This is a genomic window from Ruegeria sp. CDSA079 (assembly GCF_059612245.1).
This window is the reverse complement of the sequence record NZ_JBXWQF010000024.1, coordinates 1-12,571: the sequence shown is the minus strand read 5'-3', so window position 1 is coordinate 12,571 and position 12,571 is coordinate 1. Positions and strand designations below refer to the sequence as shown.

Genomic DNA, 12,571 nt, shown 5'->3' with positions numbered 1-12,571 from the left:
CCAATGAAAAACGACGACACTGCCCGAATGCCGTATCAGTTGCCGTTCCCAAAAGATGCACAGGAAGAGATTGTGATACCGAACGCGGTCTCCGAGGACGAAAAGCTCTGGGTGCCGCAGGCCGAAAATGTGTGGTTCCGGCCCCTCTGCCTCAATCGCTCACAAGGCTATTGGATGAACCTGTTGAAGGTCCGTAAGGCTGGAGTCCTTTCCCGCCACCGTCACCCGCAACCTGTCCACGGTTTTGTTCTGAAAGGGCGCTGGCACTATTTGGAACATGACTGGGTCGCCGAAGAGGGCGGCTATGTCTATGAACCACCGGGTGAGACACACACGTTGGTTGTTCCAGATGATGTCGAAGAGATGATTACCTATTTCCAGGTCAATGGCGTGATGTGCTATGTCGATCCATGGGGTGAGGTGCAAGGCTACGAAGATGTTTTCACCAAGATCGAACTGTGTCGAAAGCACTTCGCCGAAGTCGGTCTTGGGGAGGATTACGTTGAACAATTCATCCGGTGAACGCCCGTGTTTCGCGCTTGTTGCGCATGACGCAAGAAAAGACGAGATCGTGGCTTGGGTTGGTATTCAGCAGGCCCGGTTATCGGGTGTTAGCATCATATCAACCGGCACGACCGGCGGCCGTATCAAAGAGGCATTTCCTGAATTGAATGTAACCTGTTTGAAAAGCGGCCCGCTTGGTGGTGACCAGCAGATCGGTGCCATGATCTGCGAAGAGAAGCTCGACGCTTTAATATTCTTCGTCGATCCACTCTCGCCTATGCCGCATGATGTGGATGTAAAGGCGTTGACTCGTCTTGCAACAGTATACGATCTACCGATGGCGTGTTCGCGATCAACGGCTGATCTGATCGTGAAGGGCCTGCGTGCGACCAACAACAACGCGCGGTCCTAAGGTTTTCAGATTCCGGCGGATTGCTCAGTCGCAGTTTAGAAGGAAACGGGCAAGGTGGTCTGGTTTTTCAACGCCCAACTGGCTCATATTAGCTGTCATGTCAGCTCGCAAAATATGCACGAGGTGATCTATGCCCTGTGATCCAAAAGCTGTGACCGCATACTGAAACGCCCGCCCGACCATGACGAAATCGGCACCTTTGGCCAGCGCGCGCATGATATCCAGGCCCCAGGCCACACCGGAATCGTATATGAGCGGGACATCCGGTCCGACAGCATCACGGATTTTTGGCAATTGGTCGATGACGGCAGGTCCAGCTTCGAATTGGCGACCGGAATGATTTGAAACCCAAATGCAATCTATGCCCTCGGCCACCATTTGGATGGCATCCTCTGGCCGAAGAACGCCTTTAACGACAAGTTGACCATCCCATTCCTCGCGCAATTCTCGCAGATACTTCCAATCGGGGATGCCCCGGATCAAAGCGCCCGCATGCGTGAAACTCTCTCGGCCGCGTTGCGGTACATAGTCATCAAAGAACCGCATGCGCGGCATGATTCCTTCAAGTAGATGGGCAAGGCACCAGGCCGGCCGCGCGGCCATTTCAGCCAGCGTGCGTAAGTCTGCCTTGGGCGGGACGGTCAGGTTTGCACGTCTCTGGCGTTCACGCCTGCTTTCTTCCGGGACATCAACAGTAATAATAAGCGTGTGAAAACCAGCGGCCTTAATCCTCGGCAGCATCTTGCGGCGCAATTCTGCAGAGTTCACTGGGTAGTGCTGGAACCACCCGTTTTGGCCAATGTAGGGGGCAACATCCTCCGGGGACGCGACCGCTACGCTGGACAGTGAAAACGGTATGTTGTGCGCGACGGCTGCCTGCGCCAGCATCCGTTCCGCACCGGCCCACAACAATCCAGACATACCCACAGGTGCAATTCCAAACGGCAGATCGTACGTCTGCCCCAGCAGTGTCGTTTGGAGGTCAGCTTTGGTTCGTCCACACAGCACGCTGGGCATGAACCCGATAGCATCAAGCGCATCCCGATTCACGCTTTTCCCCAGTTCCCGGCCGGTTGCGCTGTCGAGGTACTCGAAGGCAAACTTCGGAATGCGCTTTTGCGCGGTATTCCGAAGATCTTCTATCGACGGGTGGGATAGGTCCAGATCCATCAGGGTCCCCTGGTTTCGTTGTCTAACGTTTGAAGCTCCTCAGCCGGTCACCAAAGGGACGGTAAGGCCAAAGAAATTGCGGGCACATAGGTGATGAACATCAGCAGGATCAGCATGCCTGCAAAGAATGGTAGGATCGCCCGGCTGAGGCTTTCGATGGAGACCTTCGAAATGCTGCTGGCCACGAACAGGTTGACGCCCAAAGGTGGTGTGCAGAATCCGATGGCCAGATTGACCGTCAGAATGACGCCAAAGACGATAGGATCGACACCAAGCGCGGTTGCAACCGGCAGCAGGATCGGCGTCATGATGATGATCGACGAAATCGTCTCCATGAACATGCCGATCACCAGCAAAAGCAGATTGATCAACAACAGAATGATGATCGGATTGTCGGACAGGCTGGTGATCGTTGTGGCGAGTTCTGTCGGGATTCTTGCAAGCGTGATCAGCCTGCCAAATGCGGTCGCCATGATCACCAATACCAGAATGGTCCCACTGGTCTTTGCACTGCCTGCTAAGACCTCTGGCAAGTCCCTGACGGTGATATCGCCATAGACAAAGATGCCGATGAAGGCGGCATAAACCACAGCGACGGCGCCTGCTTCGGTTGGGGTGAAGATGCCGCTGTAGATGCCCCCAAGGATGATTACAGGCACCAGAAGTGCCCAGATCGAAGACCGGAAGCTCTGCCAGACACCCGGGCCTGAGAACGTGGTTGTCGATTGCTGAACAACCTCATCCTTTCGCAGCAGGACACGGGCGACCAACATGAACATGAGGGCAAAGAGGATGCCGGGAACAACACCCGCCAGGAACAGCTTTCCGATCGAAACCTCGGCAGTAACACCGTAGATGATAAAGGGGATACTTGGCGGGATCATCACGCCGATCATCCCTGAAGACGCCGTCAATGCGCCGCTGAATTTGCGCGTATAGCCAACCTTTTCCATCTCGGGGATCATGTTTGATCCGATGGCGGCGACGGTTGCTGGGGACGACCCGGATATGGCGGCAAAGAACACGCAGGCAAGCACGTTCACATAAGCCAGCCCGCCCCGGATATGACCTATCAGGGCATTGGCGAACCCAACCAGACGGCGCGACATTCCACCGTGCTGCATCAGGTCGCCCGCGAGGATGAATAAAGGAACAGCGATCAGCGGAAACGAGTCTGCGCCTGTCACCACCGAGCGCGCCAAAAGCACCATCGGCGGAGTTCCATCCACGAAGACCATCACGATCATCGTCGCAAGACCCAGGCAGATGCCAATTGGCACGCTGAAAAGCAAAAGGGCGAAAAGTGTCAGGAAAAGCGTTGTCGCAAGCATGCCGGGTTCCTCACACTTTGGTTCCTGCGATCAGACGCAGGGTTCGGATCAGATGTTGAGTGACGCGGATCGCGGACAGGCCCGCACCAACCGGCGCTGAGGCATAGAGGATCGGGATTGGCAGCCCCAGAACAACCGAGGTCTGGCTGGCGACAAAGGGTTGCCGGATCAGCTTGATGCATTCAATTGTAAGAACGATCAGAAACCCAAGGACCAGAAGCGCGATCACAACATCCGCAAAAAGCCTCGCCCGCTCGCTCAGGACATCACGCAGGACCGTGATGCGCACATGATCGCCTGTGTGGAAGGCATAGCTGACACCAAGCCAGACGAACCAGACGAACAGCCAAAGCGTTAGCTCTTCACCCCATGAAAGAGAGGCATTCATGATGTAGCGCATGAATACATTGCCAAAGATCAACACGACAATCGCGGCCAAGAGCGCGCTGGCTAAGACTTTTTCGGCATTCATATCGATCCATTTGATAGCCGACATCGTTCACCTCCCCTTGAACGAAAGGGGCACCCGTTCCCGCATGGCACGGGTGCCCGGATTGATAGAGTATATCGTGGGTCAGCTTCCGCTTGCTGCGGATACCGCCGCGACCCAAGCGTCGTAGGCTTCTGCGCCAACTTCATCGCGATATTGCAGGCGAACGCTTTCGGTTTTGACGGCGAAGGCCTGTCTCTGCTCTGCCGTCAGTTCCAGAACCTCGACACCAGCAGCACGGATCTGTTCCAGCTGCTCTGCATTTTCGCTGGCGACCAATTCGGCCTGATAATCACGAGCGGAGGCCATTGACTCCCGGATTAGTTGCTGATGCTCCGCAGGCAGCGAGTCAAAGAATGGTTTGGAGATGACCGGCATGTAGACCGCAAAGACATGGCCCGTGGTCGAAAGGTATTTCTGCACCTCGTAGAAACGCTGTGAGGTAATGATCGCCAGCGGGTTTTCTTGCCCGTCGATCACGCCTTGCTGGAGGGCAGAATAGACCTCGCCAAAGTTCATCGGCGTTGGGTTGGCCCCGAGTGTTTCGAATGTCGCCACATGTGCTGGCACTTTCATAGTGCGCAGTTTTACGCCTTCGAGGTCTTCGGGTGTTTCAACTGGACGGACATTGTTGGTCACGTTACGCACACCCAACTCAAGCCAACCAAGACCGACCAGTCCCTGATTTTCGACCCGTCCAAGCATTCCGTCACCGGCCTCACCATCAAGAACATCAAAGGCGATGTCTTTGGAGGCATACATGTAGGGAAGCTCGATCACCGCAAAAGCCGGATCCCAACCTGCGAAGAACGAAGACGGGGGAATAGCCATTTCAAGAACACCGGTTTGAACACCTTCGATCATCTCGCGGTCCGGGCCCATCTGCGAGGATGGAAAGATCTGGACATCGATCTCGCCATTCGAACCGGTCTCAACCAGTTCTTCGAATTTCAGGAGTGCCCGATGCATGTGGAATGCCTCGGCGGCGCCGTGACCAATTTTGATAACTGTTTCGGCCGAGGCCGCGAAGGCAAGTCCGGTCGACATGGCGACGGCAAGCGCGAATGTGGATTTGTTGAACAAGGTATCCTCCCATGAACGGTTTAGCATTTTACGATCTTTCATCTGACATATCAGATACAATATATAAATCAATGCTGGACCTGAAACACTGAAACAGTAGAGTGGTCGGATACCATGAATATGGCTGGGAAAATGCAAATTAAGAGACCGGATTCATTGAGCAAAATTGCGGAGGCGGAAATCCGGAGAAACATCGTGCAGGGTGTCTTTCGACTGGGCGAGTCGCTGCAGGAAGCCAAACTTTCAACGACCATGGGTATCAGTAAGACGCCGATTCGCGAAGCTCTTGCAGCGTTAAACCTACAGGGTCTTGTGCAGATCGTTCCGCGGCGCGGAGCATTTGTTTTCACTCTGTCTCACGAGGATGTCGTGCAACTCTGTAAGTATCGGCTGATCCTCGAAACAGCGGCGATGGATCAGGCGCTTGAAGAAAACCCTTCTGCTTTGCTTGATGAACTTGCGGATTTAGTGACTGAGATGACTGAAGCACGGAAGGCCGATGATTTCGAACGCTATCTCGAGTTGGACGCAGCTTTTCACGACGCATTTTTCAGACATTGTGGCAACAGCTACCTGCGGGACGGATATCAGAAAGTCAGTGACATCGTTCGAACAATGCGCACGTATTTATCAAAGCGCCCGGATCGCACTGCCAAATCTCTGAAAGAACATGATGCAATCACTACCCATCTGCGTGAGGGCAAAGTGAAAGCCGCAAAGAACGTCTTAAGTCGGCAAATCACACGAGGAGAACGCTCTTACTCGGATCTGGCTGGCAACGAACTGCCATCCGAGAAGAGGCGGTAAGATTCCAGTTTGCCTGTGGCCCGCCCATTGCGTACGCAAATATCGCTGCGATTTGCCTGATTGGCCGAATTATCTTCTGCTGAGTAGCGTGAACTATCGTGTGGTTGCAGTGAGGTTGGCGTGCACGCATTCGCTAAAAAAACGAAATTTCCGAGTAGGTCACGGAACAGCGGCGGACTGTATCCAGTATGAATGTCGTAGTGGGCCGTTTTCGTACTGACCTCATGGTCAAACTGACTGAACCGGAGGCCATGGTAAGGGGTTTGGGCAACCGACCGCCGGGTCGATTTCTGGCTGGCTGTGTCACATCCAATTTTCCGGGGGCTCTGTCGCCTCCTTATTTTCCTGGCTTTTCTGGAAAATTATGGCTGGGGCGGTAGGATTTTTTTGTCAACATACTGAAAATTAACAAAATAAATAAAATGGGGTCAATGGGAAGTGTTCAGAAATTGGTTTGTGTCCAGTATTGTGCCTCACTTTTCTGCTTTTGACTTTTGGGACGTTAGGGAACTCGCCTGTCATACGACTTGCGTGGGATTGGGCGGAAAGCGGTCATTAGCTGCAGTTAGCACCAAGGTCCACCAGGTCCGATGTGCGGGATCAAAGCGGCCATTGGCACCATGAACTCATCCGATTAACTTGGCCGGATGTCCGCGATTGTCGGCGCTCTACCAGTTCAGTCAGCTCGCAGCATCGGTCAGTAAAGGTTCAAAGTGGTATCTGGCCGCTGCAGTCACAAAGATATGCTCAGGGCCGCCAGTAGAAAAAAGCAAATTTGCCCCTACTCCCTGTCACAAGCGACTTGGGTATTCACTTAGCTTGGCAAATATTCCTCACTCCAGGACTCGGCGACATCGCCAGATTTGATCATCACTTCAATGGCCTCATCAGCATAGCCGAGTTCACTGAGGATCGTTCTGGTTGAAGTGCCGAACTTCTCGGATGGTTCGACCGCAAACACTTTTGCACGGCTTGGGCGCACCGCGTAGGGATCAAGTTGTGTCACTTCATGCCCACTCGGATGATCGGGGTAAATCGAGAAGGAGTAGCTGCCATTTTTGGTGCCCGGTGTGCCATCTGCCTCGCGAGAATTCCGCGCACGCAACGCGTCGAGGTTTTCGCAGATCGCCACGCCGATATCGGCCGCGTGCAGCTTTTCCACCCAATCCGACGCAGGAAGGGCTTGGAAGGCGGTCGCCAGGTACGCAGCGCGGTCTTCTTCCGCCAGATCCGGCAGATCCTCCAAGCCTTCGACTTTTCGGAACCGAGACAGATCGGCTTCGTAGGCGCTGAGCAGCACATAGCGACCTGACGCGGTGCTATAGAAGCGGGTCAGAGCATCATAGCCGTTTGCCTCGGGGCCCGACGGCTCGTCAAACAGCCCACGGCCTTTGTAGTCAAAAGCAAAGGGGACTTGCAAAAGGCCGCTATTGGCATTGAGCGAGGTGCGCCCGCGCCCAATCCGACCGAAGCGGTATTTCTGATAGAGTGCTGCGGCCACTCCAAGCGCACCGCCAAATCCGCACATGACATCGATCGTGCCTACATGGGCGTGTTCCTCTGGCCGGTCCATGGCGCCACCAAAACGCAACATGATGCCCGTCGTCGCCTGAACCAGATCGTCGTAACCGATGTAATCGGTCCGCGTGCCCCGACGCACACCGCTGAAACAATCGAGTTTGCAGAACAGCGCATCAGGGTTGAGCTTGCGCAGGCTATCGGCATCCAGACCCATTTTCTTGATTTGATTGTCTGGTGCGTTCCAAACGATGACATCCACGGATTTCACAAGGTCCTCGAAAATCCGGCGTCCGTGTTGCGAGTTGATGTCTGCCAGAATGGAGCGTTTGCTGCGCATCTGTGACATGCCATAGATGACGGTGTTCCAACTGTCATACATCGGCATGGATGGGTCGAGCTTGATCACCTCGGCCCCGAACCGCGCCAGGTAACTGGCCGAATGCGGACCCGCGATCACATTGCATAGGTCCAGTACCCGTACGCCGGACAACCACCCTTCTTTCGCTGTTTCTTCACAAGGTGCTGGAATCTCGGTGCTGTGTTTCCTCAATAGTTTCAGCGCTTCGTCGAAATCGACCCATCGGCGGGGCTCGGGCTGCAATGCCTCTTCGCCACTTTCCTCCATCCAAACCACAGGGCCGGGTTGCGTCATATCGCCATAAATCGGATCGTGGACGTCGATCATCAGCCCCGAGGTCTCGGCGTATTCGTCGTGAATCCATTCCTGCAGCCAGCGCTGCGGCGCACCGGGGATCAATCCACGGCCGAACATTTTTTTCCACTCGTGCGATGTGCGGGTCATGAAGACCTCTTTCATACGCGCCGCGATTTTATCGGCCCAGAACTTGGGCACCGGATAGACCCCAAGTGAGGTATCATGCGACCATTCCGACCAAGGTTTGTATGTGTCGTCTTCCGACGTCAGCCCGTCCGCGACCAATTCGTCGTAAATGCCAAGCACTTCCAAGCACCGGCGGGCATGGTTCTTGTGGCTGGGGCAGACGACGTAGAACATGCGCCCGTCCTTGCACATGTAGCTGCGGAAGAACGGGTCCAGCAGTTCCTGCAGATCTTCATATGCAACATTCATCGGCAGGCCTTCGATGCGCCGACGTTCGATCTCGACCTCGCGCTGGGTTAGATAGCGCTCGGGTATGTTTTCGACCTTGATCGAGTTGTAGCAGAGCCCCTCCATCACGGCGGCGGCCAACGGAACTTCGATCTGGTCACCAAGGCCTGTTACCTGCCGGGACTGCAGAGCCAACACCGCGGCAGAGGCCGCGATCTGCGAGGCGTATGCCGAGGCAAGCGGCAGGGGAGAAAATGACGGATTCAGTCCCATTAGAACCCGGTTCAGCCCCATGTCGGTGAACACACCCGAACTTGCCGCGACGATGCTTTCATAGGCCCGAAGTTCGCGCCGTTCTTCGTCGTTCGATGCGAAACCGGGGACTGAGATAGTGATCAGCTCAGGCCTTTTGTCGTGCATTGCGGCAAAGTCTATTCCAAGCGCGGCCAGCTTACCGGGGCGGAAATTCTCGACGATGATGTCGGCCTCGGCGCAGAGCGCCTTGGCTCTGTCCAATCCCTCTGGTGTCTTGAGGTCCAGATTAACGATCACCTTGTTTCGGTTCAGTGCAGCGTTTGCCGGGCTGTCCCACATCGGACCGTCAGGTGGGTCGATATGAACCACGGTTGCGCCCAGATCGCCCAGCAACATCGCAACAGCAGGACCGGCGATGTACTGACCGAAGTCGACAACTTTCAAGCCGGTCAGCGGAAGATTGGAAAACGAATTGCGCATGGTTCCTCCCAGAAACTCTTATTCCCGCATGTCGATAGGTCTTATTGGCCCGCCAGTATCCAGCCCGCGGCCTTTTCTGCGATCATGATTGTGGGTGAATTGGTGTTGCCACTTGTGATCGTTGGCATGACCGAGGCATCGACCACGCGCAGGCCAGCCACTCCTTTCATGCGCAGGTGCGGGTCGAGAACGGCGGTTTCATCGTCCTCGCGACCCATCTTGATCGTGCCGACAGGGTGAAAGATCGTGCTGGCGATGTCCCCTGCCAACCGAGCCAGTTCCTCGTCGGTTTGATATTGGATACCCGGTTTGAATTCTTCCGGCTCGTACGCTTCCATCGCGGTCTGAGCCATAATTTCACGCACCTGCCGCAGGCTTTGGGCGGCAACCTTGCGATCTTCGTCGGTGTCCAGATAGTTGGGCGTGATCTCGGGTGCCTGACGGAAATTCGAAGACGCGATGCGGACATGCCCGCGGCTGGTTGGGTTTAGGTTGCAAACACTGACGGTGATCGCGGGGAAGTCATGCAGGTCTTCACCAAACGCCTCAAGGCTCAGCGGTTGGACATGGTATTCGAGATTGGCATGCGGGCGCGTCGGATCCGATCTGGTGAAAGCACCCAACTGGCTGGGCGACATGCTCATCGGGCCCGAGCGTTTCAGCACATATTCCCAGCCGATTTTTGCCTTGCCTACCAGGGAGTTGGCCAGTGTGTTCAACGTCTTGGTACCCCTGACTTTGTAGACCGCACGAATTTGCAAGTGATCTTGCAGGTTTTCGCCCACGTAAGGCGCATCCATCACCACATCTATCCCGTGCTCTTTCAAAAGCGCCGCCGGGCCTATCCCCGACAGTTGCAGGATTTGCGGAGAGTTCACGGCACCTGCCGACAGAACCACTTCCTTTGAGGCCCGGACCGTGACGGGCTGCCCCTTGTGGCGGACAACCGCGCCGGTGCAACGCAACGCAGCGTCGCCGCCTTTGTCAAAGGTCAACCTCTCAACCTGTGCTTCCGTCCAGATCGTCAGGTTCGGACGCGATTTGGCCGGGCGCAGAAACGCCTTGGACGTGTTCCAACGCCAGCCCGAGCGCTGGTTGACGTCGAAATAGCCAACCCCGGAATTGTCGCCCGCGTTGAAATCATCGGTTTTGGGAATGCCGTTTTCGACCGCAGCATCTGCAAAACTGTCCAGAACATCCCAACGCAGCCGCTGTTTTTCGACTCGCCATTCGCCGCCATGCCCGTGCAGGTCGGAAAACCGACTGTTGTCGCCGGTGCGCGGGTCGGCACCGTCATCCAACTTGTAGTGGTTCTCATGTGCCTTAAAATCAGCCAGCGAGTTTTCCCAGCTCCATGCTTCTTCGCCGGTGAGCTTGGCCCAATTGTCATAGTCGCGGGCCTGACCCCGCATATAGATCATCCCGTTGATCGAGGAGCACCCGCCGAGCGTCTTCCCGCGCGGGTAAAGCAGGCTGCGTCCGTTCAACCCCTTGGCTGGCTGGGTCTTGTACATCCAGTCTGCGCGCGGGTTTCCAATGCAATAGAGATAGCCGACCGGAATGTGTATCCACGGATAGGTGTCAGGCTTGCCCGCCTCAAGCAGCAACACGCGGTTCGTAGGGTCAGCACTCAGCCTGTTGGCCATCAGGCACCCGGCTGATCCGCCACCAATCACGATATAGTCGAACCTGTTTGCGCCGTCAGACATCTTTGTCTTCCACCTATTCAGTCTTTGCTTCGCCGTTTGCGCACCGGAAAGGAAACGGATTTGTGTTTTCCGGTACGCCGTCCTTTCAATTCACCCTCGAAGGTCGGGGGGCGGTTCACCCGCCACCACGCAACGTTGGTTTCACTGATCTGTGCCGGAGCGGCACACAAAAAGCTAATGACAATTCGCACAATGCCATATTAGTGAATTTTATATGGACCGGTTTTCGAATATTAACACCATCCTGGCCTTTGTGACGGTGGCCCGTGAAGGTAGCGTTTCACGCGCAGCCGAAGTGTTGAATCTGACCCAGCCGGCCATCAGCCATCAAATCAAGCGTCTTGGTGAAGAGACGGGACTTACGCTGTTCAACCGAACCGCAACTGGGTTACAGATCACCCATGACGGCGCTGCGGTTTTAGCGAAGGCTCAACAAGTCCTCGATGCAGCCAGTGACTTCCAACGCAGCGCCCGCCAGCGTATTGGTCGTTTGAGTGGGAAATTGACGATCGGCACGATTGTCGATCCGGAGTTCATTCGGCTGGGTCGACTGCTGGCGGATTTACGCACCGAGCATCCTGGTATTGAAACCGAACTGATACACGGTGTCAGCGGAGACATTCTGACATGGCTCAAACGGGGCCGGATAGATGCCGGTTTCTACCTGTGTGGGCCCGATGACCTTGCCAGTATTGGGTCAGACGGAGGCGATCCGGTGCACGCCCTAAAGCTGGCCGATTTCACGTATCGCGTGATCGGGCCTGCTGGCTGGCAGAAACAGGTGGAAGAGGCCGACTGGTCTTCTCTTGCAGCCCTCCCTTGGATTGGCACGCCCGAAGCCTCCGTCCACCATCGCCTGCTGGCCAAGATTTTCGAAGGACAGGCCAGCCGCCCGAACGTGGTTGCTCTGGTCGATCAAGAAGCTTCGATGCTTGAAATGGTAAGATCCGGCATTGGCCTGAGTCTCTGTCGCGATTCCATAGCGCTCCATCAAAAGCAATCCTTCGGACTCGCCGTCTGCAATTCCGTGTCAGTTCCTGCTTGCCTGTGTTTTGTGGCGTTAGAACGACGTAAAGATAGCCCGATGATAGCCGAGACATTCGACCTGCTGCACCGGTCCTGGTGATCTGGTTTTCATAAGCAGCACAAAGGCTTCCGGTGAAGCTATAGCGATTATCGTCATTTGGCGCGTTCTGCGAGTGGTATGGCGGGCGGCGCTATAAACTTGCTCGGCTCCAAATGCTATGTTCTGCCCAGACAGCAAGGAACGTACTCATGCCAGCACCAGATCGGATAAAGACGCCAGACACGTTCTGGAACGCACTTAGAAGTTTGTCGATCAATCCGGTAGCGCTGTTGCGCGAGGCCATGCTACCCCAAAGCGTGATTTCGCCGGGCGCGCGCATTAGCACGAAACAACTCTTTGCGTTGTGGGAAGCGCTACAGAAACTCGGAGGTGATGATATTGGGTTGGCCTTGACGCGGGCTATGCATGGTTCGACGTTGCCCCCTTCCTTTCTGGTCGCTTTCCACGCCAAAAACGTGGGCGAGGCCTTGCACCGTGTCGCGCGCTTCAAGGCGCTCTGTGCACCTGAAGAGTTCCATGTTGTTGTCAAAGACGAGGGTTGTGTCGTGACCACTGCTTGGACGTACGCCAAGCAGACAGAACCAGATGCACTGACTGACGCCACATTTACATTTCTTGTGAACATGGCACGCGCTGGCACGGGAGAGAAGATA

General features: G+C 55.4%; 11 protein-coding genes. 5 read left to right on the top strand and 6 right to left on the bottom strand.

What is annotated here, in order from left to right; genetic code table 11:
* Positions 1–3: 3 nt before the first annotated feature.
* Positions 4–522, top strand: a complete 519-nt coding sequence (locus AC2FJZ_RS19225) for a 2,4'-dihydroxyacetophenone dioxygenase family protein (RefSeq protein ID WP_496672268.1) — start codon at positions 4–6, stop codon at positions 520–522.
* A complete protein-coding gene (locus AC2FJZ_RS19220; RefSeq protein WP_496672271.1) occupies positions 503–916 on the top strand; it encodes a methylglyoxal synthase in 414 nt (137 codons plus the stop codon). Before AC2FJZ_RS19225 ends, AC2FJZ_RS19220 begins: the two co-directional genes overlap by 20 nt.
* 24 nt (positions 917–940) lie before the next feature.
* On the opposite strand, the gene AC2FJZ_RS19215 is transcribed toward AC2FJZ_RS19220, so the two are convergent.
* From AC2FJZ_RS19215 to AC2FJZ_RS19200, 4 genes are all read right to left on the bottom strand, one after another.
* Complete coding sequence (locus AC2FJZ_RS19215) at positions 941–2,086, bottom strand: alpha-hydroxy acid oxidase (RefSeq protein WP_496779650.1); 1,146 nt, start codon at positions 2,084–2,086, stop codon at positions 941–943.
* 47 nt (positions 2,087–2,133) lie between these two features.
* Positions 2,134–3,417 (bottom strand): TRAP transporter large permease, encoded by a 1,284-nt coding sequence (locus tag AC2FJZ_RS19210; RefSeq protein ID WP_050606113.1) that lies wholly within the window; start codon positions 3,415–3,417, stop codon positions 2,134–2,136.
* 10 nt (positions 3,418–3,427) lie between these two features.
* Positions 3,428–3,913 carry a TRAP transporter small permease gene (locus tag AC2FJZ_RS19205; RefSeq protein WP_109312800.1) on the bottom strand — a complete coding sequence of 162 codons (486 nt, stop codon included), beginning with the start codon at positions 3,911–3,913 and terminating at the stop codon, positions 3,428–3,430.
* Positions 3,914–3,991: 78 nt separating this feature from the next.
* Positions 3,992–5,032 (bottom strand): TRAP transporter substrate-binding protein, encoded by a 1,041-nt coding sequence (locus AC2FJZ_RS19200; protein ID WP_496779648.1) that lies wholly within the window; start codon positions 5,030–5,032, stop codon positions 3,992–3,994.
* A 78-nt stretch (positions 5,033–5,110) separates the two neighbouring features.
* Here AC2FJZ_RS19200 and AC2FJZ_RS19195 point away from each other — a divergent pair, with 78 nt between their 5' ends.
* On the top strand, positions 5,111–5,797 hold the full coding sequence (locus AC2FJZ_RS19195) for a GntR family transcriptional regulator (RefSeq protein ID WP_496672281.1): 687 nt from the start codon (positions 5,111–5,113) through the stop codon (positions 5,795–5,797).
* 814 nt (positions 5,798–6,611) lie between these two features.
* On the opposite strand, the gene AC2FJZ_RS19190 is transcribed toward AC2FJZ_RS19195, so the two are convergent.
* Together AC2FJZ_RS19190 and AC2FJZ_RS19185 are read right to left on the bottom strand one after the other, a co-directional pair.
* Positions 6,612–9,122, bottom strand: coding sequence for a CoA transferase (locus AC2FJZ_RS19190; RefSeq protein WP_496779646.1), 2,511 nt, complete (start codon positions 9,120–9,122; stop codon positions 6,612–6,614).
* A gap of 41 nt (positions 9,123–9,163) precedes the next feature.
* Entirely contained in the window at positions 9,164–10,831 is a 1,668-nt protein-coding gene (locus AC2FJZ_RS19185) for a GMC family oxidoreductase (protein WP_496779644.1), read from the bottom strand.
* A 214-nt stretch (positions 10,832–11,045) separates the two neighbouring features.
* Here AC2FJZ_RS19185 and AC2FJZ_RS19180 point away from each other — a divergent pair, with 214 nt between their 5' ends.
* Entirely contained in the window at positions 11,046–11,957 is a 912-nt protein-coding gene (locus AC2FJZ_RS19180; protein WP_496779642.1) for a LysR family transcriptional regulator, read from the top strand.
* A gap of 149 nt (positions 11,958–12,106) precedes the next feature.
* The coding region (locus tag AC2FJZ_RS19175; RefSeq protein ID WP_496779640.1) for an AraC family transcriptional regulator ligand-binding domain-containing protein at positions 12,107–12,571 on the top strand (465 nt) is incomplete at its 3' end.

Coding starts and splice junctions, on each gene's coding strand:
- AC2FJZ_RS19185 (WP_496779644.1), bottom strand. CDS start 10,831: ATGTCTGACGGCGCAAACAGGTTCGACTATATCGTGATTGGTGGCGGA.
- AC2FJZ_RS19215 (WP_496779650.1), bottom strand. CDS start 2,086: ATGGATCTGGACCTATCCCACCCGTCGATAGAAGATCTTCGGAATACC.
- AC2FJZ_RS19200 (WP_496779648.1), bottom strand. CDS start 5,032: ATGAAAGATCGTAAAATGCTAAACCGTTCATGGGAGGATACCTTGTTC.
- AC2FJZ_RS19205 (WP_109312800.1), bottom strand. CDS start 3,913: ATGTCGGCTATCAAATGGATCGATATGAATGCCGAAAAAGTCTTAGCC.
- AC2FJZ_RS19225 (WP_496672268.1), top strand. CDS start 4: ATGAAAAACGACGACACTGCCCGAATGCCGTATCAGTTGCCGTTCCCA.
- AC2FJZ_RS19210 (WP_050606113.1), bottom strand. CDS start 3,417: ATGCTTGCGACAACGCTTTTCCTGACACTTTTCGCCCTTTTGCTTTTC.
- AC2FJZ_RS19190 (WP_496779646.1), bottom strand. CDS start 9,122: ATGCGCAATTCGTTTTCCAATCTTCCGCTGACCGGCTTGAAAGTTGTC.
- AC2FJZ_RS19195 (WP_496672281.1), top strand. CDS start 5,111: ATGGCTGGGAAAATGCAAATTAAGAGACCGGATTCATTGAGCAAAATT.
- AC2FJZ_RS19180 (WP_496779642.1), top strand. CDS start 11,046: ATGGACCGGTTTTCGAATATTAACACCATCCTGGCCTTTGTGACGGTG.